We start from the raw sequence: 23,937 nt of genomic DNA on the forward strand, positions 1-23,937 counted from the left end.
GGCGGGCCGCAGCGCCTCGGCGATCAGCCGGTCGCGGGCGGATGGTGCGGCTTCCGTCCAGCCGGCGACATCCTGCCGTTCGACGCCCAGATGGCGCAGCAACCGGGCGAGGTTGAATTGCGGGTGGCTTTCGTCGCCCTCGATCTCGCGCCAGGTGGCCTCGTCGCTCAGCCGGTCGAGGCCGGGCAGCACCACCATGCCCTGCGGCAGGCCTGCGACCACCGCCAGCAGATCACGAGTGGCCGGGATGCTGCCGGTGGTACCGGCGGCGATCACCGGAAAGTCCGGCGGGCTGGCGCGCCACAGCGCGCCCTGCGCCGTCAGCAGCGCATCGCGCCGCGCCGCCGGGTCCAGCGCGCCATGTTCCGCCAGCACTTGCGGCCAGGCTTCGGTGACGATGCGCAGGAAATCCAGCGTGATCTGCCAGTGCCGGGCATACTCCGCCGGCACCAGCCCGGCGAGGTCGTCGAACGACAGGCGCTCGGTCTGTACTTGATCCAGCAGCCGGGCCAGTTCAGCCGCCAGCCTTATCGCCTGGTCCGGGCGGCGCGGCCCATCCTCCAGCCGTTCGCCCAGCTTCAGGATCAGCCGCGAGAGCAGCAATTGCCGCCGCAGTGTCGGGATCGCTGGCGCGATGTCCGCGGCGGCACTCCCCGGCGCCTCCGCTTCGCCATGCAGCTCGATCTCGTCGGCATCCAGATCGCCCAGCGGCATCATGCGCGGCAGCAGCAGCGGCCTGCCGTCGGACAGCCTGAGGAAGGCCTCGCGCAGGGACCGGCCGCCGCGCCGGGTCGGCACCAGGATCAGCATGCGCGACAGGGCCAGCGGGTCGCCGCCGGCCCGCGCCATCAGCCCGGCGGCCAGCGCGTCGGCGAAACCGCCACCGGCAGGAATGGAGAAGACGGAAGGTGAGGCCCCCGTCATCACACCATTTTCAGCGTATGGCCGGCGAGGAAGGCTTCCTCGGTGGCTGGAATGTCTTCCGGGGTGCTGACATGGTACCACATGCCGTCATGCACCATGCCGTGCAGTCGCCCGGCCTCCGCCGCCTTGTCGTAGAGCAGGTTCAGCGAGAACGGGCCCTCCGGCGCGCCCTCGAACAGGCGCGGATGCAGCATCTGCACCCCCATATAGGCGAAGGGCACAACCTCCTGCTCCTTGCGGCGGCGGATGCCGGTGTCGGGATGCAGGTAGAAATCGCCGGGGCCGCGATAGCCCAGCGCGCCATGGGTCGGGAACAGCATCAGCAGCGCGTCCATGCGCTCATCGTCCCAGAGTTCGGCCAGCCTTGCCAGCGCTGAGGACAGGCCGTTCAGCCACAGGCTGTCGCCATTGGCGACGATGAAGGGCGCGTCGCTGAAATGCGGCAGGGCGCGTTTCACGCCGCCGCCGGTATCCAGCAGTTCCGCCTCGCGGGAAATCTCGATGCGCGGGGTCTGGCGCTTTGCCAGATGCGATTCCAGCACCTCGGCCTGCCACCAGCTGTTCACCACGACAGTTTCGATGCCGGCTTCCTCCATCCGATCCAGCGCGTAGTCGATCAGCGGCTTGCCGGCGACCTCCACCAGCGGCTTCGGCAGGGTCTCGGTGATCGGCCGCATCCGGCGGCCCTCGCCGGCGGCCAGGATCATCGCGGTCTTCGGCGTCTTCATGCCGGTGTCTCCGGTGTCGTGCGGATGTCGGGCGGGATCGCGGCATCGAGCCAGGCGGCGAGCGGCGCCAGCGCCGGATGGTCGAGATCGCGGGCGATCAGCCGCCACAGGCGGGGAATGTGAGTGAGGTAGCGATGCTTGCCGTCGCGCCGCGACAGCCGGGTGAAGATACCGACGATCTTCATGCTGCGCTGCGCCCCCATGATCCGGCAGGACAGGTCCAGCGCCGCCGGGTAGATCTCCGGGAAGGCGGCGGCGTAGCGCGCCAGCATCGCGGCGGCAAGTGCGGGCGCCACGTCGCGCCGGGCATCCTCCAGCAGCGAGACCAGGTCGTAGGTCACCGGCCCGATCACCGCGTCCTGGAAGTCGAGCAGCCCCAGCCCCTGCGGCCCGCCGCCCGGCTGTGTGCCCGGCAGCAGCATGAGGTTATCGACATGGTAGTCGCGTAGCACCAGCGTCTGCGGCACCTGCCGGGCCTGCGCCAGCAGCGGCGTCAGCGCCCCTGTCAGGCCGGCGCGGGCTGTCTCGATATCTGCGCCAGGGGCAACCGCCGGCAGGTACCAGTCGGTCAGCAAATGCGCTTCGCGCAGGAACAGCGCATCGTCATAGGCGGGCAGGGGGATGGATGCTGCGTCGGCATGGCGATGCAGCCCGATCAGCAGGTCCAGCGCGTCGCGATAGAGCGGCTGCTCCGGCGTGCCGGCCGCCAGCGCACGGGTGAAGGTGGTATCGCCGAAATCCTCAAGCAGCAGCAGGCCGGCCTGTTCGTCGCGGGCCAGGATGCGCGGCGCGCGCTGGCCGAGGCGCAGCAGATGTTCGGCCACGGCTATGAAGGGGCGGACATCCTCCACCGGCGGTGGCGCGTCCATCAGCATCGCGGTTTCCGACCCGCGCGTGAGCCTTGCATAGCGTCGGAAGGAGGCATCGCCCGGCAGCCACAAGAAGGCGGCATCCTGCCAGCCGGCGCGGGCGAGAAAGCCTGATATCAGGTCGGCCCGGGAAATGTCCTGAACAGAAGTCACAGGCTCAGTCCTTTCAGCCGTTCCGGCCAGTCGCTGCCGCCGGAGAGCGTGGCGCGCCTTCCCTCTGCGACATGCGACAAAGCGATCTCCAGCCGGCGGGCAGGCAGGTAGGGGCCCAGCCGTTCCGGCCATTCGATCAGCGAGACGGCGTCGGCGAAGGCATCCTCGATGCCCAACTCGAAGGCCTCCTCCGGGTCTTCCAGCCGGTACAGGTCGAAATGCCAGAGCGACAGCGGCACCGCCCCATCCTCATAGGTCTGGACCAGCGTGAAGGTCGGGCTGGGTACCTCGGTATTCCCGCCGAACAGGGCGCGGATCAGGCCGCGCGCCAACTCCGTCTTGCCGGCGCCCAGATCGCCCAGTAGCGCCACCACGTCGCCGGTCTTCAGGCGAGGTGCCAGGGCGGCGCCCAGCGCCTGCGTCGCCGCAGCATCGGGCAAGTCGAACCGGGCGATGAGGGGGGCGGTATCGGGCACGCTTCTGTGGGTCCCTGCGACACGGATCATCGGTTCCGGTTGTAGCGATGCGGGACTCGATAGGCAACGGCGCGATATGCCCCTTATCCGCCCGGGGTTGATATGCCGGGCGGCCCCGGCCATCTTTAGCGCCGCATTCCCGTGAGCAAAGATTCGAACGCCATGAGCACTCCTCACAAGACCGATGTTGTCATCATCGGCGCCGGGCCGGTCGGCCTTTTCGCCGTTTTCCAATGCGGCATGCTGGGGTTCCGCTGCCATGTCGTGGACTCGCTGGGCGAGGTTGGCGGGCAATGCGTGGCGCTCTACCCCGAAAAGCCGATCTACGACATTCCGGGATACCCCACCATCGACGCGGCGGACCTGATCGTGAAGCTGGAGCAGCAGGCTGCACCCTTCGCGCCGGTCTTCCATCTGGGCGAGGAGGCGACAGGCCTGAAGCGGCTGCCCGATGGCGGCTGGCGGCTGACCACCTCCGCCGGGACGGTGATCGAGGCGGGCGCTGTCATCATCGCGGCGGGCGCGGGCGCTTTCGGGCCGAACCGGCCGCCGATTCCCGGCATCGAGGTCTATGAGGGCCGTTCGGTGCATTACATGGTGAAGCGGCGCGAGGATTTCCGCGGCAAGCGTGTGGTCATCGCCGGCGGCGGTGATTCCGCCGTGGACTGGGCGCTGTCGCTGTCCGATATCGCGAAGGTCATGGTGGTGCACCGGCGGCCGAAATTCCGTGCCGCCTTCGAGAATGTCTGCCGGCTGGAGCAGCTGCATGCCGAGGGCGTGCTGGAGCTGGTCGTACCCTATCAGCTGCAGGGGCTGGAAGGGGCGGACGGGCAGCTCACGGCGGTCAATGTCGCCACGCTGGAAGGCACGGTGCGGCGGCTGGAGGCGGACGCGCTGCTGGCCTTCTTCGGCCTGTCCACCGATCTGGGGCCGATCGCGCAATGGCACCTTGAACTGGAGCGGAACCACCTTGTCGTCGATCCGGCCAGCATGGCGACCAGCCAGCCCGGTATCTTCGCCATCGGCGATGTGAATGCCTATCCCGGCAAGCTGAAGCTGATCCTGACCGGCTTTGCCGAGGCAGCGCTGGCGGCGCATGCCATCCACCCGATCCTGCGTCCCGACACGGCGCTGCATTTCGAATATTCGACGACGCGCGGTGTGCCCGGGGGCGCGCCAGGGGGCGTTCCCGCCTAACCGGCGGACTGCCCCTGCGGCAGCGGCTTGTCGCCGGGCAGGCGGACGGTGACCACCGTGCCCTGATCAACCTCGGAGGTCAGGCCGATCTGGCCGCCATGCAGTTCGATCAGGCTTTTCACCAGCGACAGGCCGAGCCCCGCGCCAGTGTCGCGCTGGTTCCGGCCGCGCTCGAACTTGCCGAACACGCGCTCCTGGTCTCGGGCGGCGATACCGACGCCGGTGTCGGTGACGGAGAGCAGCAGCGCATCCTCCTCGCGCCGCGCCTCGATCCGCACACTGCCCCCGGCCGGCGTGAATTTCTGCGCATTGCTGACGATGTTGAACATGGCCTGCTTCAGCCGCCGCCCGTCGGCCCGCACGGTGCCGATGCCGTCCGGGCAATCCAGCGCCATCTGCACGCCACGCGTGCGTGCGGCCTCGGTGCTGAGCGTCATCAGCGAGTCCAGCATCTCACGGACATCGACCTCCTCCAGCTCCAGCGTCATGTAGCCGGCCTCGATGCTGGCGAGATCGAGAATGTCGTTCACCAGCGAGATCAGCCGCTGCGATGAGGACAGGATGGCCTGGCTGTATTCGCGCTGGCGGTCGTTCAGCGGCCCGAAATAGCCCTGGTCGAGGATTTCCGAGAAGCCGACGATGGCGTTCAGCGGCGTGCGCAGCTCGTAGGAGACATTGGCGACAAACTCGTTCTTCAGCCGGTCAGCCTCTTCCAGCGCCTCGTTGCGTTCCAGCAGGGCGCGTTCGACGCGGTAGGAATCGGTCACGTCGAGGTAGGAGAACAGCGTCGCCCCGTCAGGCAGCGGCACATGGGCATAGTCGATGGCCGTGCCGTCCGCCCGGATCAGCCGCTCGGTCCAGCTGCGCCGCTCGCCCAGCCGTTCGATTTCCCGGCCCCTGTAGGCCTCCCAGGACTCGAAGCTGTGCAGCGGCCGGGTCATTTCCAGGAAATCGGCATAATGCGGCTGCTGGTCCAGCTGATCGGCCGGCAGCTGCCAGATCCGGGCATAGGCCGGGTTCCACAGTTTCAGCCGGGCATCACCGCCATAGACGGCAATGCCTTCGTAGAGATTGTCCAGCGTCTCGCGCTGGACGGCGTTCAGCGTGTTGAAGTTGCGTTCCAGCGCCAGCCGGTCGGTCACATCCTCGTCGGCGAACACCAGCCCGCCGAACGGGTGCGGCGCGGTCACCCGCCGGATGGTGCGCTCGTCCGGCAGGTGCAGCAGCTCCTCCTCGGGGTCGAGCAGCGAGGTGATGCGGCGTTCGATGGCGCGCACCATGGCCTTGAAGTCGGTCACTTCCGGCAGCCAGCGGCGCTCTCGCAGCGCGTCCATCACCTCGGCGATGGAGGGCTCGCCGGACAGAAAGCGCTCTTCCAGCCCCCACAGGCTGGCATAGGCGGCATTGAAGAATTTCAGCCGCTTGTCGGGGCCGAAGATGCTGATCGCGACCTGCAGGTTCTCCAGCACCGCGTCATGGGCGGCGATGTGGCGCTCCAGCTCGGACTGGGCATTGTCCAGCGCGCTTGCGTCGGTCAGGTAGCCAGCGCTGCCAGCGCCGTCCTCGCGCGGCAATTCGCTGAATTCCAGAAGGGCGCGCTGCTCCCCGGTGGCAACATAGCGGCTGGCCGATTGCGGGTGCCCGCTGCGGATCGCCCGGCGCACCAGATCGGCGCCGGTATCGCTTGCCGACGGGCCGCCGATTTCCAGATCCTCGCCGCCGCCGGAGGCTTCCTGCAGCGTGCGATAGGCAGGATTGGCCCAGACGATGCGTCCCGCCGCATCGCGCCGCCAGAGCGGGATCGGTACGGCCTCGGCGACAGCGGCCACATTGGCGGCGTCCCGCAGGCCGGACAGCGTCCGGTGCAGCCGGAAATACCGCCAGCCCAGCAGCAGCAAGGCCAGCAGAAGAATGCCGGCTATGAACCATGGCAACAGGGTCATGCCGGCACTCTAAAGGATGTTCCGGGCTTAGGGAATCGCCCGCGGATGGCGGTACCGCATGGATTTATGCGGCGGCGCGCACGCCGGCGGCGCGGACCTTCTCCGGCACATGGCTTTCGAACTGCTTGAAATTGGCCTCGAAGCGACCGCGCAGATCGTGCGCTGTGCTGTCATAGGCCCCCTTGTCCGCCCAGGTCTGGCGCGGGTCGAGCACGTCCGTCGGCACGTCCGGGCAGTTTTCCGGCACCAGCAGGCCGAAATTCGGGTCCTGCCGCACGCCGGCCTGGGCCAGCGTGCCGTTCAGCGCGGCCGCCACCATGGCGCGGGTATAGGCGATCTTCATGCGCTCGCCGACGCCCGCTTTGCCACCGCTCCAGCCGGTGTTCACCAGCCAGCATTTGGCGCCGTGCTTGGCGATGCGGTCGCGCAGCATCTCGGCATAGATAATCGGGTGGCGCGGCATGAAGGGCGCGCCGAAGCAGGTGGAGAAGGTGGCCTGCGGCTCGCTGCCCAGCCCCTTCTCGGTGCCGGCGACGCGCGCGGTGTAGCCGGACAGGAAGTGATACATCGCCTGTTCCGGCGTCAGCTGGCTGATCGGCGGCAGCACGCCGAAGGCATCAGCGGTCAGCATGACCACATTGTCGGGATGTCCGCCGGTGCCGTCCAGGCTCATGTTCGGGATGAACTCGATGGGGTAGGAGGCGCGGGTATTCTCGGTCAGGCTGGCATCGTTCAGGTCGAGATGCCGGGTTTCCGGATCGAACACCACATTCTCCAGAATGGTGCCGAAACGCTCCGTGGTGGCGTAGATCTCCGGCTCCGCCTCGCGCGACAGGCGGATCACCTTGGCGTAGCAGCCGCCCTCGAAATTGAACACGCCATTGTCCGACCAGCCATGCTCGTCATCGCCGATCAGCGTCCGAGTGGAATCCGCCGACAGGGTGGTCTTGCCCGTGCCCGACAGGCCGAAGAAGATCGCCACATCACCGCGCTGGCCGATATTGGCCGAACAATGCATCGGCAGCACGCCGCGCGCCGGCAGCAGGTAGTTCAGCAGGGTGAAGACCGACTTCTTGATCTCGCCGGCGTAGGAGGTGCCGCCGATCAGCACGATCCGCTTCGCCATATCGACCAGGATGAAGGTCTCCGAGGCAAGGCCGTCGGCAGCGCCGCGGCCCATCAGGTTCGGCACGTTCATGATGGTGAATTGCGGCTCGAAATGGGCCAGCTCCTCGCGCTTCGGCTGGATGAACATGTTGCGCGCGAACAGATTGTGCCAGGCCGTCTCGGTGATCACCCGGACCGGCAGCCGGTAGGCTGGATCGGCCCCGGCGAAGCAATCCTGCACGAACACCTCGCGGTTCTGCAGATAGGCCAGCGCCCGGCCCAGCATTATGTCGAAGCGCTCCTGGTCGATGGGCTTGTTCACCTCGCCCCAGTTGATATCGCCGCGCGAGCCCGGCTCATCGACGAAGAACTTGTCCTTGGGGGCGCGACCGGTGTGCTTGCCGGTGTTGGTGATCAGCGCGCCGCCTGCCCCCAGCACGGCCTCGCCGCGCCGGATCGCCGCTTCGTAGAGCGCGGCCGTCGCAAGGTTCCAGTGGGCGGCCTTCAGGTTCAAGAGGCCATGGGTGTCGAGGCCATGCTTGCTGGCCGGGGTGCCGGTGATCTGCACGGTGGGTTTCCTCCGGTTATTTTTATCGCGTGACCTTTAACGGTCATCGCTTATGGGCATTTCATGAGAGATAGCGGTGCCGCGCATCGGCTGGCAACCATATTGTATGCAGCCGCTGATATATGCCCGCTCAGGTAGCGCGCGCCCGCTTCACCAGCCGCACCAATGCCGCGCGGGCGCGTTCCGCATCGCTGGGCGCGTTTTCGCCGAAAGCCGCGTAATCCAGTCGGGCGATGGCGCCACTGCGCCTGAGGTCGATGCCTTCCGGGTCGATGCCGGTCATCCCCCAGCCTGTACCATCGAGGCCGAGCAGCTTGGCTGCATAGAGGTCCAGCGCGTCGGCATGGTCCTCGTTCGTGTGCGCGACGATCTCCGCCTCGGCGGCCGCGAGGGCGGCGTGCGGCGCGGCATCGAACAGCAGTTCGTCCGCCTCGATCCAGTGGATGCGGCCGAATCCGGCGACCAGATGGGCGCGCTCGACATTCATGCGGTAGAGGTTGAAATCCTTGAACCCGGCATAGAAGGCGGCCGAGGGGTGGCGGGCGACATAGCGCGCCAGCAGGGCATCGTCCGCCAGCGGCGTGACGTGCCCCTGCAAGGTGACGCGCGCGCCGGTCAGCGGTTCGTCGAGGCCGGCGGTGCCATCGATCAGCAGCGAGGCGCGCGGGTCGGCCTTCAGATTCTTGGTATGGTCCGCCAGGTCGGAGAGCAGCAACAGGGGGCGGGCCGCATGGTCCGTCGCCAGCAGCACCAGCGAGGCATAGGGCCAGCCTTCCGCCCCGGTCAGCGCGGTCCCAAGGACGGCGCGGTCACAGGACCGCACCAGCCGCCGGGCGGTATCGCCCGGCGTTTCGGTCGTGTTGTCAGTGGGTGTGGGCCTTGCCATGGCCCGCCTTGCTGCCATCGGCGCCGATCGGCATCACCTCGGCCGTCACCTTCACCTTGCCGGCATTGCTGTAGGTCAGCACCAGCTCGAACGTCTCGCCGGGGACCAGCTGTTTCTTCAGGCCCATCAGCATGATGTGCAGGCCGCCCGGCTGGAAGACGACCGGCGTGCCCGGCTCGACATCCACGCCACCCTCGACCTGGCGCATGCGCATCACGCCGTTTTCCATCAGGTGGGTATGGATCTCGACGCGCGCAGCCACATCGGAGGCAGCATCGATCAGCCGGTCCGCCTTCGCCGTGTCGTTGGTCAGGGTCATGTAAGCGGCACCGTTCTTGGCGCCGGGCGGGGTCGCGCGCGCCCAGACATTGGTGGCTTCGACATGCTTGTCATGGGCAACCGCCACCGGCGCGGCCGCGATCAGGGCGAGGGCGAAAATCATAAAACCGGGAAGGAAACGCATGGGGCACCTTTGAGCGTGTTGTCGTCAGCTATTGAGCAAGATTGCCGAAAGCTCTCATCCCGGCAATCGGTCAAAGCGCCGCATCGGGGAAGGTTTATTTAAAATGCCTTCTGGTAACTTTATGCGGCATTGCCTAAATCCGGTCATTATTATTGCGCAAAAGGCAGGACGCCGGACCGCTATCCCAGTATGGTTTGGCTCAATGCAGTTCGTACCGGAATGGTCCGGTTCACGCGTGACCTTGGCAGCGCGCATCGAATAGGGGAATACGACAGTGGCTCAAACGATTGCCCTGGTCGATGACGACCAGAATATCCTGACGTCGGTCCAGATGTCCCTGGAGGCCGAGGGGTTTGACGTACGCACCTATGCGGATGGCGAGGAGGCGTTGCTGGGTATCAGCCAGCGCCCGGTCGATCTTGCCGTTCTCGACATCAAGATGCCCCGCATGGATGGCATGGAACTGCTGTCCAAGCTGCGCAAGAAGACGGCGATGCCGGTCATCTTCCTGACCTCGAAGGATGACGAGGTGGATGAGGTGCTGGGCCTGCGCATGGGGGCCGACGACTACATCACCAAGCCGTTCTCGCAGCGCCTGCTGATCGAGCGCATCCGCGCCCTGCTGCGTCGCCAGGAGCTGGCGCAGGATACCGGCGAGCAGAGCAAGGAGAATGTGATCGTGCGCGGCGAGCTGGTGCTCGACCCGCGCCGCCACATGTGCACCTGGAAGGGCGACCCGGTCAATCTGACGGTGACGGAGTTCCTGATCCTGAAGGCGCTGTCGCAGCGCCCCGGCCATGTGAAGAGCCGCGATCAGCTGATGGACGCGGCCTATGGCGAATCGATCTATGTCGATGACCGCACCATCGACAGCCACATCAAGCGGCTGCGCAAGAAGTTCAAGGTCGTGGACGACGATTTCCAGGAGATCGAGACGCTGTATGGCGTTGGCTACCGGTACCGTGAAGGCTGAAGTCCCGGAGATGCGGGCCGGTAGTAGGGCGGCAGGCGGAACAGGCCGATGACGACACAGGCAGCGGCGAATGAGGTGCCGGAGGAAAAGGCGCAGCAGGAGCAGATAGCCTCGCGGCGGCCCGGCACAGATGACCTGTCGGTCGCGGAGGTGGCGACGCGGCTGCGCCGCCGCCGGAAATGGCTGGTCTCGCCGCTGACCCTGCGCATCATGGCGATCAACCTGCTGGCCCTGGCGATGCTGGTGGGCGGCGTGCTCTATGTGGATGAATATCGCCGCAGCCTGATCGTCGCCGAATTGCAGAATATGCGGCTGCAGGCCGAGCTGCTGGCCGGCGCGCTGGGCGCCAGCATCGTGCAGAATGTCGGTGACGATTCTGTCGTCATGTCGCCCGATCTGGCGCGCCAGCTGGTGCGGCGGTTCGAGCCGCCGCCCGGCGTTCGCATCCGCGTCTTCCTGCCGACCGGCGAGATGGCGGCCGACAGCCGGATGCTGCGCGGGCCTTATGGTGTGGTGCAGATCGAGCCGCTGCCGCCGATTGGCGCGCGTCCCAGCCTGGGCGAGCAGGCGCTGAACGCGGTGTATGACTGGATCGTCGGCTGGCTGCCGTCGGACGAGCGGCTGCCGCCCTATCTGGAAGCGCCGCTGCAGACCGCCCCGGACTATCCGGAGGTGGTGGAGGCGCTGCAGGGCGAGGCCGCCTATGCCCGCCGCCGCCTGCCCGATGGGCGCATGCACCTGTCGGTGGCGGTGCCGGTGCAGAGCTATCGCCAGGTGCTTGGCGCGCTGGTCATCAGCGGTACCGACAAGGGCATTGAAGAGAACATCCGGGCGGTCCGGCTGGACATCATGAAGGTGTTCGCGCTGGTGTTCGCCGTGACGGCCCTCTTGTCCTTCTATCTGGCGCGCACCATCACGCGGCCCATCGAGCGGCTGGCGGCTGCGGCCGAACGGCTGCGGCTCGGCATGAACCGGCAGCACAAGATCCCGGACTTCCGCAAGCGCCGTGACGAGATCGGCGAGCTGTCCGGCACGCTGATCGCCATGACCGACGCGCTGTGGCAGCGGCTGGACGCCATCGAGCGCTTCGCCGCCGACGTGTCGCACGAGATCAAGAATCCGCTGACCAGCCTGCGCAGCGCGGTGGAAACCGCCTCGCGAGTGAAGGATGCCGAGCGGCAGCAGAAGCTGATGGCGGTCATCCTGGACGATGTGAAGCGGCTGGACCGGCTGATCTCCGATATTTCCGACGCCTCGCGTCTCGATTCCGAACTGTCCCGCGCCGACATGGAAACGGTGGATGTCGGTGTCATGCTGAGCACGCTGGTCGGCATCTATACCGCCGTGCCGAAGGAGGATGGCCCGCGCTTCAAGGTCAAGGTTCCATCTGGCGACAAGCTGCTGGTGAAGGGGCTGGAATCCCGGCTGGGGCAGGTGGTGCGCAACCTCGTCACCAACGCCATCAGCTTCTCCCCGCCCGGCGGCATGATCGCGGTCAGCGGCAGCCGGCAGGGCAATAATGTGGTGTTCACGGTCGAGGATGAGGGGCCGGGTATTCCGGAGAACAAGCTGGGCGACATCTTCAACCGTTTCTACACGGAACGGCCGAAGGGCGAGCGGTTCGGCACCCATTCCGGCCTTGGCCTGTCGATCTCCAAGCAGATCGTGGACGCCCATGGCGGCACGATCACGGCGGAGAACCGCAAGGATGCGGACGGCAAGGTGCTGGGTGCCCGCTTCACCGTGCGGCTGCCCAAGCAGTAATCTCATGCTGGTCCACGCCACGACCATCGTCCTTGGTGGCCGCGCCGTCCTGCTGTGCGGCGCGCCCGGCAGCGGCAAGTCCGATCTGGCACTGCGCGCCATCGATGCCGGTGCGGTGTTGCTGGCTGACGATCAGACCGCGCTTTCCGCCGAACGGGGAAGTCTGGTCGCGCGCTGCCCGGAGACGATCCGCGGGCGGCTGGAGGTGCGCGGCCTCGGTATCGTCGATCTGCCCTGGCGCGACGCGGTGCCAGTCGGGCTCGCGGTCGATCTGGTGCCAGCGGAGACGGTGGAGCGGCTGCCGGCGGCGGCAGAGCGGATCTGGCTGGGCATCTCCATACCGCTGTTGCGGCTTGCGCCTTTCGAGGCGTCCTCGGTGGTTAAGCTTCGGCTTGCGGTGGCGCGCCTGAAGGGCGAATAATGCTCGGCTCATGAGCGATCTGGCCCCCTTTCCCGCTGCGGCGGATGCGATCACCGACCGGGTTGTCCTGGTGACGGGCCTGTCCGGCGCTGGCCGCACGGCCTGCCTGAAGGCGCTGGAGGATATCGGCTACGAGGCCATCGACAACCTGCCCATCGGGCTGCTGCAGCTGTTGCTGGACGGTGCGGGGGAGCCGGGCGGCATCCGCCGGCCGCTGGCCATCGGCGTCGATATACGGACCCGCGACTTTGAGGCGGACCGGCTGGCCGCGCTGATCGATGCGGCGCACGGTGCGGCCCTCGGGCGGTGTACGCGCGACATAAGGCTGCTGTTCCTCGATTGCGATGACGAGGTGCTGGCCCGGCGTTTCACCGAGACACGGCGCCGCCATCCGCTGGCCGCCGACCGGCCGGTGATGGATGGCATAAGGCTGGAGCGCCAGCGCATCGCGCCGCTGAAGGAGCGCGCCGACCAGGTGATCGACACCAGCGCGCTGGCGCCGGGCGATTTGCGCCGCCGGCTGTGGACCGAATATGCGCTCGACCCGCGTCATGGCGTTACACTGACCGTGCTGTCCTTCTCCTACCGCGAGGGGCTGCCGCGCGAGGCCGACCTGGTGTTCGATGTGCGCTTCCTGAAGAATCCGCATTATGACGCGGCGCTCAGGCCGCTCGACGGGCGCGCGCCGGCAGTGGCCCGTTATGTCGAGGGGGATGCCGGGTTCCATCCTTTCTTCGAACAGCTGACGGCGATGCTGGAACCGCTCTTGCCGCGCTACTACGAAGAGGGCAAAAGCTATCTGACGATCGCGCTGGGTTGCACTGGCGGCCGGCACCGGTCGGTCTATGTCGCCGAGAGGCTGGCGGCATGGCTGCGCGAGGCGGGGCAGCAGGTGATCCTGGTGCATCGTGACATGGAAAAGTGGGAGAGCCGCCAGAAGAGCGGCCTTTCGACGGGTGAGGCACAAACAAGCGAAAAGGAAAGCCCATGATTGGCATGGTGCTCGTGACACACGGCCGGCTGGCCGTCGAATTCATCGCCGCGCTGGAACATGTGGTCGGCAAGCAGCAGCAGGTGGCCGCTGTCTGCATCGGGCCGGATGACGACATGGAGCAGCGCCGGCAGGAGATCCTCGACAAGGTCGGCGAGGTCGATGGCGGGTCCGGCGTGGTGGTGCTGACCGACATGTTCGGCGGCACGCCGTCTAACCTCGCCATCTCGATCATCGACAAGGCGCGGATCGAGGTGATCGCCGGCGTGAACCTGCCGATGCTGATCAAGCTGGCCAGCGTGCGCGGCACGGAAAACCTGGCCAAGGCCGTGGAAAGCGCGCAGGAGGCGGGCTGCAAGTACATCAATGTCGCCTCCAAGCTGCTGGCCGGGGAAATTTCGTGAGTGCAGACGAGGCGCTGCACCGCAGCGTGACCATCGTGAACAAGCGCGGTCTGCACGCCCGCGCCGCCGCCAAATTCGTGAAGCTGAGCGAGACCTTCGACGCCGATATCCGCGTCGCCAAGGGCGGGGTGGAAGTGTCGGGCCTGTCGATCATGGGGCTGATGATGCTGGCCGCCGCGCCGGGCTGCAGCATCGCGATCACCACCAGCGGCCCGGATGCCGCCACGGCGATGGCGGCGCTCGAACAACTCGTCGCCGACAAGTTCGGCGAGGAGTAACGTTTTCATAACCATATAAAGATATCTTTATCCTTGCTGCGACGCCGGGCCTCTGCTATAGCCCGGCGCGACAGCGTATTTTCGACGATCCGCCTTTTCAGGAGACAGCCGCGATGGGTTCCTTCACCGACTATAAAGTCGCCGATATCAAGCTGGCCGATTGGGGCCGCCGCGAGATCAACATCGCCGAGACCGAGATGCCCGGCCTGATGGCGCTGCGCGAGGAATACGGCAACGCCAAGCCGCTGGCTGGTGCCCGCATCGTCGGCTGCCTGCACATGACGATCCAGACCGCCGTGCTGATCGAGACGCTGACCCATCTGGGCGCCTCCATTCGCTGGTCGTCCTGCAACATCTATTCGACCCAGGATCAGGCTGCTGCGGCCATCGCCGCGGCCGGCATCCCGGTCTTTGCCTGGAAGGGCGAGACCGAGGAGGAGTTCTGGTGGTGCATCGAGCAGACCGTGAAGGGCCCGGATGGCTGGACCCCGAACATGATCCTCGACGATGGCGGCGACCTGACCGTGCTGATGCACGACAAGTATCCCGAGATGCTGAAGGACGTGCGCGGCCTGTCGGAGGAGACCACGACCGGCGTGCATCGCCTGTACGAGATGCAGAAGAAGGGCACGCTGAAGGTTCCGGCTATCAACGTGAATGACAGCGTCACCAAGTCGAAGTTCGACAACCTCTATGGCTGCCGCGAGAGCCTGGTGGACGGCATCCGCCGCGCCACCGACGTGATGATGTCGGGCAAGGTTGCCGTGGTCTGCGGCTATGGCGATGTCGGCAAGGGCTCGGCCGCCAGCCTGCGCAATGCCGGCGCCCGCGTGATGGTCACCGAGATCGACCCGATCTGCGCCCTGCAGGCGGCGATGGAAGGCTATCAGGTCGTGACGATGGAGGATGCCGCCCCGCAGGCCGACATCTTCGTCACCGCGACCGGCAACAAGGACGTCATCACGCTGGACCATATGCGCCAGATGAAGGACCGGGCCATCGTCTGCAATATCGGCCATTTCGACACCGAGATTCAGATCGGCGCCCTGTCCAACTACAAGTGGGAAGAGGTGAAGCCGCAGGTCGATGAGGTGGTCTTCCCCGATGGCAAGCGGCTGATCGTGCTGTCCAAGGGACGGCTCGTGAATCTGGGCAATGCCACGGGCCATCCCAGCTTCGTGATGAGTGCCTCCTTCACCAACCAGGTGCTGGCGCAGCTGGAGCTGTGGAAGAACCACGCGAACTACGAGCGCAAGGTCTATGTGCTGCCGAAGCACCTGGACGAGAAGGTGGCCGCGCTGCACCTCGCCAAGGTTGGCGCGAAGCTGACCAAGCTGAGTGCCGATCAGGCCGCCTATATCGGCGTCGAGGACAAGGGTCCGTTCAAGCCGGACCAGTATCGCTACTGATCCTGGCGCAGGGGACAAAGGAGGGCCGGCTCACAGCCGGCCCTTCGTCTTTTGGGCATCAGTGCAGGCTGAGGCTCACATTGGCGTGGCGCAGCGAGCCTGGCGTGATGAGCCTGGCCGATCCGACCGTGACCGAGTGCAGCTTGCCGTCCAGATTGCCCTGCCAGAAATCCAGGAAGCGCCGCAGCACCGGGTAGGAGGGGGCCATGTCATATTCCTGCCAGATGAAGCTTTGCAGCAGCCCCGGATGGTCGGGCAGGTGATACAGGATCTCGGCGGTGGTCAGGCGGTAGCCATCAAGCTGTCGGATCAGTCCGCTCATCGGCAAAAGTCTCCCGTGTCGCTGGAAAAGTTTGCGGAAAAATTTGCGTCCCTGTCGTTTTTCTGTAACTGTGCCGCCGGCTTGTGGCGTCGGCAATAAAAATGTTGTAAATCAATAACTTGTTAGCAGGCCGCCGAGAGTGCTAACAGTTCCGGGCCCCACCCACGAAGCGCCTGCGCAGAATCCGCACCGACTCATTCCATTGCGCGCCTTGACAGGGAAAATTCACTTTCCTATGTGTCTGGCACTCATCGGGGGAGAGTGCTAACGGGGCCTGTGTGCCCGGTTCCTTCCCTCCGGGAGCTGCAAATTCAGTCATTTCCACGCGGCACCAATGCCCGCGTGTCATTGAGGAGGGCTACCCATATGAAGTTTCGGCCTCTGCACGATCGCGTGCTGGTCCGTCGGCTGGAGTCCGAGGAGAAGACCGCCGGCGGTATCATCATTCCGGACACCGCCAAGGAAAAGCCGATGGAAGGCGAAGTGATCGCCGTCGGCCCGGGCGCCAAGAATGAGCAGGGTGTCGTCAGCCCGCTGGATGTGAAGGCGGGTGACCGCGTGCTGTTCGGCAAGTGGTCCGGCACCGAGGTGAAGGTCGACGGCCAGGAGCTGTTGATCATGAAGGAAAGCGACATCATGGGCGTCATCGAAGGCGCCGCGAAGGGCAAGAAGGCCGCCTGAGGCGCCTCTCCCGGTCGCTTAATCCAACCCAATTGAAGGAAGACATACATGGCTGCCAAGGAAGTTAAGTTCAGCAGCGAAGCCCGCACCAAGATGCTGCGCGGCGTCGATATTCTGGCTGACGCGGTGAAGGTCACGCTGGGTCCGAAGGGCCGCAACGTCGTGATCGAGAAGTCGTTCGGTGCGCCGCGCATCACCAAGGACGGCGTCTCCGTCGCCAAGGAGATCGAGCTGTCGGACAAGTTCGAGAACATGGGCGCCCAGATGGTGCGCGAAGTGGCCTCGAAGACCAACGACGTCGCCGGTGACGGCACCACCACCGCCACCGTGCTGGCCCAGGCCATCGTGCGTGAGGGCAACAAGTCGGTTGCCGCCGGCATGAACCCGATGGACCTGAAGCGCGGCATCGACCTCGCCGTCGCCGCCGTCGTCGAGGACCTGAAGAAGCGCTCCAAGAAGATCGCCACCTCCGCCGAGGTTGCCCAGGTCGGCACCATCTCGGCCAATGGCGAGCGCGAGATCGGCGAGATGATCGCCAAGGCGATGGAGAAGGTCGGCAACGAGGGTGTGATCACCGTCGAAGAGGCGAAGAGCCTGGAGACCGAGCTGGAAGTCGTCGAGGGCATGCAGTTCGACCGTGGCTACCTGTCGCCGTACTTCGTCACCAACGCCGACAAGATGAACGCCGAGCTGGAGAGCCCGTTCATCCTGCTGCACGAGAAGAAGCTGTCCAGCCTGCAGCCGATGCTGCCGGTGCTGGAGGCTGTCGTGCAGTCCGGCAAGCCGCTGCTGATCATCGCCGAGGATGTCGAGGGCGAGGCCCTGGCCACCCTGGTGGTGAACAAGCTGCGCGGTGGCCTGAAGGTCGCGGCGGTGAAGGCGCCGGGCTTCGGCGATCGCCGCAAGGCCATGCTGGAGGACATCGCCATCCTGACCGGTGGCCAGGTCATCTCCGAAGACATCGGCATCAAGCTTGAGACCGTCTCGCTCGAAATGCTGGGCAAGGCCAAGCGCGTGCTGATCACCAAGGAAGAGACTACCATCGTCGATGGTGCCGGCAAGAAGAAGGACATCGAGGGCCGCGTCACGCAGATCCGCGCGCAGATCGAGGAGACCTCCTCGGACTACGACCGCGAGAAGCTGCAGGAGCGTCTGGCGAAGCTGGCTGGCGGCGTTGCCGTCATCCGCGTCGGCGGTGCCTCCGAGGTCGAGGTGAAGGAGCGCAAGGACCGCGTCGACGACGCGATGCATGCGACCCGTGCCGCTGTCGAAGAAGGCGTGGTTCCGGGCGGCGGTGTCGCCCTGCTGCACGCGCTTAAGGTGCTCGACAAGGTGAAGCCGGGCAATGACGACCAGCGCGTCGGTGTGGACATCGTGCGCCGCGCGATCCAGGCCCCGGCCAAGCAGATCGCCGCGAACGCCGGCATGGACGGCGGCGTGGTTGTCGGCAAGCTGCTGGAATCGACCGACTCCAGCTGGGGCTTCGACGCCCAGACCGGTGAGTACAAGGACCTGGTGAAGGCCGGCATCATCGACCCGACCAAGGTCGTGCGTACCGCCCTGCAGGATGCGGCCTCGGTCGCCTCGCTGCTCATCACCACCGAGGCGATGGTCGCCGACAAGCCGGAGAAGAAGGCCCCGGCCGGCGCTCCGGACATGGGTGGCATGGGTGGCATGGGCGGCATGGACTTCTAAGTCCGGCCTTTTCCAAGCCCAAAAGACAAGAACCCCGGCAGCTTCGGCTGCCGGGGTTTTTCTTTGCACCAGGGAACAGGCGCGTACCTTTTGCGCGTGTACTGTTCAGCCTCACGGCTCTGTGCTTTAGTATATTTCAGATTGCACATGGAATGGACGAAAGGGGCTGACAATAACGTTATCCCGCCGCTTGCGGCGGGGCAGAACAGCGCCAGGCAATGAAAAGACGCACGCGGCACCCGGATAACCGGGGCTGGCGATGCGATAATAGCGATAGGGAGGGCGCCATAAATGAAAGCAAGACAGATCCCGGACTCTCCGGGAGAACCAGAGGAATCGCCGGGCTTCCTGCTGTGGCAGCTGGCCAATGCCTGGCAGCGGCAGATGCGGATCGTGCTCGCGCCGCTCGGCCTCACTTATGTGCAGGCAATGCTGCTGACCGCGCTGCTGCGGTTGGAGCAGCGTGAAGCCATCACCGGCATGCCGATCACCCAGGGCGACCTCGCCCGGTTCTGCCAAGCGGATGCCACCATGACATCGCAGGTGCTGCGCACGCTGGAGGCGAAAGGCCTGCTGGAACGCAGCCGGGGGGCCGATGCCCGCGCCCGTCTGCCGCGCCTGACACTGGCCGGCCGGTCGCTGGCGGAGCGCGCGCTGCCACTGGCCGAGACGGTTGATCGGGAGTTTTTCGACCTGCCGAAGCAGGGGCGCAAGACGGTCCCGAACGACAGCGCACTGATGGTCGATCTGCGGACGCTCTGGACCCGGCAGCGCGGCAGCGGCGGTCTTGATGCCTGATGGGGATGCCTGACGGCTAGAGAGCGTTGCCGCCAGCGCGCCGCACCAGTTCCGCATAGAGGGCGTCCGGCAGCGAGAGGCCGTCGCGTTCCGCGGCGGCTTTCAGCGCCCGCCGCCGCTCGCCGGGCAGCCGGGCACCGGGCTGCCCCGTGATCTGCGCGAACATCTCCTCGCCGCGCGCTGCCACGTCTCCGCCGCCGAAGCGGGCCGGGTCGAACAGCAGGATCATGTGACCGACACTTGGGGGCGCGCCCTCGGCCTCGAAGAAGGAGGTGCCCTCATAGCCGAAGTTCGATCCGGTCAGCGCGCCGCACAGCAGCTCGACCATCAGCGCCAGGGCCGATCCCTTGGCGTCGCCAATGGGCAGCACCGTGCCGGCGAGTGCGGCCGTCGAATCGGTGGTGGGATTGCCATCCGCGTCGATCGCCCAGCCTTCCGGGATGGCGCGCCCTTCCTTTGCCGCCAGCACGATCTTGCCGCGCGCGGCAACACTCAGCGACAGATCCATCACCAATGGCGGCCGGTCCTGGCGCGGAAAGGCGAAGGCGATGGGGTTGGTGCCGAACAGCCCCCGGTTCCCGCCCCAGGGCGCCATGGCCTGCGGCGTGTTGGAAAAGGCCAGCGCGATATAGCCCTTCAGCGCCATATCCTCGACCGGATGGCCGGCGACGCCGAAATGGTGCGAATTGGCGATGCCGATGGCGGCGATGCCGGTTTCCGGCAGGATGTTGCAGGCCGCCTGCAGCCCGGCATCGATGGCCGGAAAGGCAAAGCCGGTACGGGCATCGACGCGGATCACCGCCGCTGCCGTCCGCTCTACGCGGGGTGTCGCCAGCCCGTCCGCCTTGCCGTTCCGCGCCTGATCGGCATAGACCGGCGCGCGCGCGGCACCGTGCGAGCTGATGCCCTCCGCCTCCGCCCGTGTCAGCGCGCTGGCGACGCTGGCGGCGGTGGCCGGCGAGACCCGGCTGTTCAGCATCACATCGCGGATCAGCGCTTCCAGCGCAGGCAGGGAAAGAGAGTGCGGCATGTGTCTCGATCTGTGGCGGGGCGGGTCGAAAGGATGTATGTCAGATGGTCACGCCACTGACAACTTGCCGAACAAGAACCGAGGGGGAAATCCGTGAGCCACGCCGATCTCGTGAAGCTGACCGCCGTCGAGGCCGTCGATCTTTTGAAAAAGCGCAAGGTCTCGCCGCTGGAGATGATCGATGCCGCCGCTGCCCGCATTGCCGAGGTGGACAAGACCGTAAACGCGCTGCCGACCCTGTGCCTTGACCGGGCGCGCGAGCAGGCGAAGCGGCTGGAGTCTCAGCCGGGCGACAAGGATTATGCCGGCTATCTCGCTGGCCTGCCCATCGCGGTGAAGGACCTGAACCCGGTGAAGGGCGTGCTGACCACCTATGGCTCGCCGATCTACAAGGATTACGTGCCGGACCATTCCGACCATATGGTGGAGATGCTGGACCGGCGCGGCGCCGTCACCATCGCCAAGTCCAACACGCCGGAGTTCGGCGCCGGCGCCAACACCTTCAACGAGGTGCTGGGCACCACGGTCAATCCGTGGGACACCCGCAAGAGCTGTGCCGGCTCCTCCGGCGGGGCGGCGGTCGCGCTGGCCACTGGGCAGGTCTGGCTGGCCACTGGCTCCGACCTGGGCGGGTCCTTGCGCAGCCCGGCCAGCTTCTGCGGCATCGTCGGCATGCGCCCCAGCCCCGGCCGGGTGGCGCACGGCCCGTCGCTGATGCCCTTCGCCAACCTGTCGGTCGATGGGCCGATGGCGCGCACCGTCGCCGATACCGCACTGTTCCTGGACGCGATGGCCGGCCAGCATCCGCGCGATCCGATCTCGCTGGCGGAACCCGCCACCTCCTTCTCGGCGGCGGTGGCCAATCCGGGCAAGCTGTCGCGCGTCGCCTTCTCGGCTGATCTGAACGGCATCACGCCGGTCGATCCGGAAGTGCGGGAGATCGTGACCAAGGCGGCCCGCCTGTTCGAGAGCCTGGGCGCCACGGTCGAAGAGGCCTGCCCCGACCTGAAGGAATCGCAGGAGACCTTCCAGATCCTGCGCGCCTCGCAGTTCGCCGCCTCCAAGGCGCCGCTGCTGGAAAAGCACCGCGACCTTTTGAAGCCCGAAGTCATCTGGAACATCGAGAAGGGCCAGAAGCTGACCGCTGAGGAGATCGGCAAGGCCGAGCGCTGGCGCGGCGAGCTGTTCTACCGCACGGCCAAGTTCTTCGAGAGCTACGACGTGCTGGTCTGCCCGACCACCATCGTGCCGCCCTATCCGGTGGAGCAGCGCTATGTGGCGGAGGTCGATGGCCACAAATTCGACAATTACATCGAATGGGTACTGGTCTGCTCGGCCTTCACCCTGACCTCCTGCCCGGCGATCTCGGTGCCGTGCGGCTTCACGAAGGACGGGCTGCCGGTCGGGATGCAGATCGTCGGCAAGCCGCGCGGCGAGGCCGCCATGCTGCAGGCAGCGAAGCTGTTCGAGGATGCCGCTGGCCTCTCGACCCGCCTCCCCATCGATCCCATCGTGAAGGCGTAAAAGAAAACGCCCCCGGCGTGACCGGGGGCGTCGTTCTTCAGGCTCTTGTATCGCTTACGACGAATAATGCACCGCGCAGCCATAGGCACGGGTGACCGGGTTCGGCACCGGCGCACCCTTGTCCATCGCCTGCAGCGCCTCGCTGACGTAATTCACCGCCTGCGGAATGTCGTCGGCGCGGGCCGAGGGGATCGAATCGATGGCGCCCTTGTACACCAGCGTGCCCTTGGCATCGATGATGTACATGTGCGGCGTGGTCTGCGCGCCATAGGCCTTGCCGATGGTGCCCTCGGGGTCGAGCAGGGTGTTGGCCGGCACGGCGCTGCGCTGATCGTTCAGCTTCATCGCGGTCGGACCATCGACATGGCCCTGCTTGCCGGGGCCGGAGGAGATGACCTGCAGCCAGACGATGTCGCGGGCCTTCGCCTCCTTCTGCAGCGCCTGCATGTTCTCCGCACCGTAATGCTTCTTCACGAAGGGGCAGTCATGGTTGGTCCATTCCAGCACGACGGTCTTGCCGCGCAGGGACTCGAGGGCGACGGTGCTGCCGTCGGCGGCCTTGCCGGTGAAGGCGGGGGCGGGCTGGTTCACCTCCGGGCTGGCCGAGGCCGCTGCCGGAACCGCCAGCGACAGGGTAAGGCCCATCAGGGCCGGCAGGAACATCTTGCGCATCAGCATGGCATCTCTCCTGTGTCAGGAATGGTGTCAAAGGGTACGCATGGTCATCAGCATCAGCCGGCCCCGATGCCGCCGAGAACGATATCGACGGTCAGCAGCTGCGGCAGAACGACCGGCTGCGAGTCGCGGCCGGCCGGATAGAAGACGTAAAGCGGCACGCCGGAGCGGCCGAATTCCTCCAGCTTGGCGGTGATTTCCGCATCCTGGTTTGTCCAGTCGCCTTTGAGATAGGTCACGTCGCCGGTGCGGAAAGCTGCCGCCACGTCAGGGCGATTCAGCGCCACCCGTTCGTTTACCAGGCAGGTAATGCACCAGGCGGCGGTGAAGTTCAGGAATACCGGCCTGCCCTCGGCGCGCAGCGCCTCGAACTTCTGCCGACTGTAGGGCTCCCACGGCGTGGTCTCGGCAGCGCCTGCCTGTCCCGAGGCTGGGGTGGCGCTCGGCGCTGCATGGCTGCCGCCGGCGATGCCCCAGCCGATGGCGGACACCAGCGCGATGGCGGCCAGCCCACCGCCGATGCGGCGCGCGCTCCCGCCAGACATCCGCGTCACATCATAAAGCCAGGCGGCGAAGCCGATCAGCAGCATGCCGCCCAGCGCGGTCAGCACGCCCTCGGCGCCGGCCTGCAGCGACAAGACCCAGACCAGCCAGACCGCCGCGCCATACATCGGGAAGGCGAGGAACTGCTTGAAGCGCTCCATCCACAATCCCGGCTTCGGCAGCAGGCGCAGCAGCGGCGGCCAGACGGACAGGGCGACATAAGGCAGGGCCAGCCCCAGCCCCAGCGCCAGGAACACGGCGAACAGCACCGGCCGCGGGGCGGCGATGGCAAAGCCGATGGCCGCGCCCATGAAAGGCGCTGTGCAGGGCGTGGCGACGATTGCGGCCAGAACGCCGGTGAAGAAGCTGCCGGTATAGCCGCCGCGCGCGGCGAGGTTCGCCCCCACGCCGGCGACCGATCCGCCGATGGTGAACACGCCCGACAGGTTGAGGCCGACCGCGAACAGCAGATAGGCCAGCAGCAGCACAAAGACCGGCGACTGGAACTGGAAGCCCCAGCCGACGGCGGTGCCGCCAGCCTTCAGGGCGGCCAGCAACCCGGCCAGCGCGGCGAAGCTGACAAGGATGCCGCCAGTATAGGCAAGCCCGTGCAGCCGCACCTGGGCCGGCTGCTTGCCGGCTTGTTCGACCAGCGCCAGCGCCTTCATCGACAGCACCGGGAAGACGCAGGGCATCAAATTCAGGATCAGCCCGCCCAGCAAGGCGAACAGCAGCGCAGTGCCGATGCCGATGGAGCCAATGCCAAGCCCGCCGCTACCTGCGGCAACCGTGCCGGCCGGCGCATTGACCGTCAGTGCCTGGGTCAGCAGGGCATCGCCGGCACGTTCCTTCACGACGAGCACGCCGTCCAGGCTGGCCAGCGTCGGCTGGAAGGCATCGCCCGGCGCCATCGTCAGCACGACTCGATCCGCCTCGACGCGCAGCTGCTGTGGCGCGGCATGGGCGATCACGCCCCACTCATTGGGGTAGAACCAGATATCCTCGATGGAGTCGCGGCGCAGGCCGGCAGCGTCGAGCGCCAGGCGCAGCGTGCCGCCGCTGGCCTCGAAGCGCGCGGCCCAGGGGCTCGCCACCGGCAGCCGCGCCTCGGCGGC

The 23,937-nt window shown here is 66.5% G+C and carries 23 protein-coding genes and 1 pseudogene; 12 read left to right on the forward strand and 12 right to left on the reverse strand.

Going from position 1 to position 23,937, the window contains the following annotated elements; genetic code table 11:
• The 4 genes and pseudogenes from P24_RS17825 to tsaE all read right to left on the reverse strand — a co-directional run.
• Positions 1-924, reverse strand: a pseudogene (locus tag P24_RS17825) (double-strand break repair protein AddB); the annotation flags it as partial.
• Positions 924-1,652, reverse strand: coding sequence for a nucleotidyltransferase family protein (locus P24_RS17830; protein ID WP_008946147.1), 729 nt, complete (start codon positions 1,650-1,652; stop codon positions 924-926). The pseudogene P24_RS17825 and the gene P24_RS17830, both read right to left, overlap by 1 nt.
• Positions 1,649-2,674, reverse strand: a complete 1,026-nt coding sequence (locus P24_RS17835; protein ID WP_008946148.1) for an aminoglycoside phosphotransferase family protein — start codon at positions 2,672-2,674, stop codon at positions 1,649-1,651. Before P24_RS17835 ends, P24_RS17830 begins: the two co-directional genes overlap by 4 nt.
• On the reverse strand, positions 2,671-3,150 hold the full coding sequence (gene tsaE / locus P24_RS17840) for a tRNA (adenosine(37)-N6)-threonylcarbamoyltransferase complex ATPase subunit type 1 TsaE (protein ID WP_008946149.1): 480 nt from the start codon (positions 3,148-3,150) through the stop codon (positions 2,671-2,673). The genes P24_RS17835 and tsaE overlap by 4 nt, the downstream gene beginning before the upstream one ends.
• 162 nt (positions 3,151-3,312) lie before the next feature.
• Between tsaE and P24_RS17845 the strand changes: the two genes are divergently transcribed.
• Complete coding sequence (locus P24_RS17845; RefSeq protein ID WP_008946150.1) at positions 3,313-4,347, forward strand: NAD(P)/FAD-dependent oxidoreductase; 1,035 nt, start codon at positions 3,313-3,315, stop codon at positions 4,345-4,347.
• Here P24_RS17845 and P24_RS17850 read toward each other — a convergent pair.
• From P24_RS17850 to P24_RS17865, 4 genes are all read right to left on the reverse strand, one after another.
• On the reverse strand, positions 4,344-6,290 hold the full coding sequence (locus P24_RS17850) for a sensor histidine kinase (protein WP_008946151.1): 1,947 nt from the start codon (positions 6,288-6,290) through the stop codon (positions 4,344-4,346). The two genes, P24_RS17845 and P24_RS17850, sit on opposite strands and share 4 nt — an antisense overlap.
• 64 nt (positions 6,291-6,354) lie before the next feature.
• Entirely contained in the window at positions 6,355-7,965 is a 1,611-nt protein-coding gene (locus P24_RS17855) for a phosphoenolpyruvate carboxykinase (RefSeq protein ID WP_008946152.1), read from the reverse strand.
• Positions 7,966-8,095: 130 nt separating this feature from the next.
• Positions 8,096-8,851, reverse strand: a complete 756-nt coding sequence (locus P24_RS17860) for a HugZ family pyridoxamine 5'-phosphate oxidase (protein ID WP_008946153.1) — start codon at positions 8,849-8,851, stop codon at positions 8,096-8,098.
• Positions 8,829-9,314 carry a copper chaperone PCu(A)C gene (locus P24_RS17865; protein ID WP_008946154.1) on the reverse strand — a complete coding sequence of 162 codons (486 nt, stop codon included), beginning with the start codon at positions 9,312-9,314 and terminating at the stop codon, positions 8,829-8,831. The genes P24_RS17860 and P24_RS17865 overlap by 23 nt, the downstream gene beginning before the upstream one ends.
• A gap of 274 nt (positions 9,315-9,588) precedes the next feature.
• Between P24_RS17865 and P24_RS17870 the strand changes: the two genes are divergently transcribed.
• The 7 genes from P24_RS17870 (at position 9,589) to ahcY (ending at position 15,554) form a co-directional block, all read left to right on the forward strand.
• Complete coding sequence (locus P24_RS17870; protein ID WP_008946155.1) at positions 9,589-10,287, forward strand: response regulator transcription factor; 699 nt, start codon at positions 9,589-9,591, stop codon at positions 10,285-10,287.
• Between the two features lie 48 nt (positions 10,288-10,335).
• Positions 10,336-12,051, forward strand: a complete 1,716-nt coding sequence (locus P24_RS17875) for a stimulus-sensing domain-containing protein (RefSeq protein WP_008946156.1) — start codon at positions 10,336-10,338, stop codon at positions 12,049-12,051.
• A 4-nt stretch (positions 12,052-12,055) separates the two neighbouring features.
• Positions 12,056-12,472, forward strand: coding sequence for an HPr kinase/phosphorylase (locus P24_RS17880; protein WP_008946157.1), 417 nt, complete (start codon positions 12,056-12,058; stop codon positions 12,470-12,472).
• Between the two features lie 10 nt (positions 12,473-12,482).
• A complete protein-coding gene (rapZ, locus tag P24_RS17885; RefSeq protein ID WP_008946158.1) occupies positions 12,483-13,463 on the forward strand; it encodes an RNase adapter RapZ in 981 nt (326 codons plus the stop codon).
• Positions 13,460-13,867, forward strand: coding sequence for a PTS sugar transporter subunit IIA (locus tag P24_RS17890; protein ID WP_008946159.1), 408 nt, complete (start codon positions 13,460-13,462; stop codon positions 13,865-13,867). Before rapZ ends, P24_RS17890 begins: the two co-directional genes overlap by 4 nt.
• Entirely contained in the window at positions 13,864-14,145 is a 282-nt protein-coding gene (locus P24_RS17895; protein WP_008946160.1) for an HPr family phosphocarrier protein, read from the forward strand. The genes P24_RS17890 and P24_RS17895 overlap by 4 nt, the downstream gene beginning before the upstream one ends.
• A gap of 113 nt (positions 14,146-14,258) precedes the next feature.
• Complete coding sequence (gene ahcY / locus P24_RS17900; protein ID WP_008946161.1) at positions 14,259-15,554, forward strand: adenosylhomocysteinase; 1,296 nt, start codon at positions 14,259-14,261, stop codon at positions 15,552-15,554.
• A gap of 58 nt (positions 15,555-15,612) precedes the next feature.
• Here ahcY and P24_RS17905 read toward each other — a convergent pair whose 3' ends face one another.
• Positions 15,613-15,876, reverse strand: coding sequence for an usg protein (locus tag P24_RS17905; RefSeq protein WP_008946162.1), 264 nt, complete (start codon positions 15,874-15,876; stop codon positions 15,613-15,615).
• Between the two features lie 366 nt (positions 15,877-16,242).
• Here P24_RS17905 and groES point away from each other — a divergent pair, with 366 nt between their 5' ends.
• The 3 genes from groES to P24_RS17920 all read left to right on the forward strand — a co-directional run bounded on the left by groES (position 16,243) and on the right by P24_RS17920 (position 19,050).
• On the forward strand, positions 16,243-16,557 hold the full coding sequence (gene groES, locus P24_RS17910) for a co-chaperone GroES (RefSeq protein WP_008946163.1): 315 nt from the start codon (positions 16,243-16,245) through the stop codon (positions 16,555-16,557).
• 48 nt (positions 16,558-16,605) lie between these two features.
• Entirely contained in the window at positions 16,606-18,252 is a 1,647-nt protein-coding gene (gene groL, locus P24_RS17915) for a chaperonin GroEL (protein ID WP_008946164.1), read from the forward strand.
• A gap of 291 nt (positions 18,253-18,543) precedes the next feature.
• Positions 18,544-19,050, forward strand: coding sequence for a MarR family winged helix-turn-helix transcriptional regulator (locus P24_RS17920; protein WP_008946165.1), 507 nt, complete (start codon positions 18,544-18,546; stop codon positions 19,048-19,050).
• A 16-nt stretch (positions 19,051-19,066) separates the two neighbouring features.
• Here P24_RS17920 and P24_RS17925 read toward each other — a convergent pair whose 3' ends face one another.
• Entirely contained in the window at positions 19,067-20,080 is a 1,014-nt protein-coding gene (locus tag P24_RS17925; RefSeq protein WP_008946166.1) for an Ldh family oxidoreductase, read from the reverse strand.
• Positions 20,081-20,173: 93 nt separating this feature from the next.
• On the opposite strand from P24_RS17925, the gene P24_RS17930 reads away from it, so the two are divergent.
• A complete protein-coding gene (locus tag P24_RS17930) occupies positions 20,174-21,604 on the forward strand; it encodes an amidase (protein ID WP_008946167.1) in 1,431 nt (476 codons plus the stop codon).
• A 54-nt stretch (positions 21,605-21,658) separates the two neighbouring features.
• Here the strand turns inward: P24_RS17930 and P24_RS17935 are convergent, their stop codons facing one another.
• Together P24_RS17935 and P24_RS17940 are read right to left on the reverse strand one after the other, a co-directional pair.
• On the reverse strand, positions 21,659-22,282 hold the full coding sequence (locus tag P24_RS17935; RefSeq protein WP_008946168.1) for a redoxin domain-containing protein: 624 nt from the start codon (positions 22,280-22,282) through the stop codon (positions 21,659-21,661).
• 53 nt (positions 22,283-22,335) lie between these two features.
• Positions 22,336-23,937, reverse strand: a 1,602-nt coding sequence (locus P24_RS17940; protein WP_008946169.1) for a protein-disulfide reductase DsbD family protein, incomplete at its 5' end; no start/stop codon positions are given.

The organism is Oceanibaculum indicum P24 (genome assembly GCF_000299935.1).
GTDB lineage: Bacteria > Pseudomonadota > Alphaproteobacteria > Oceanibaculales > Oceanibaculaceae > Oceanibaculum > Oceanibaculum indicum.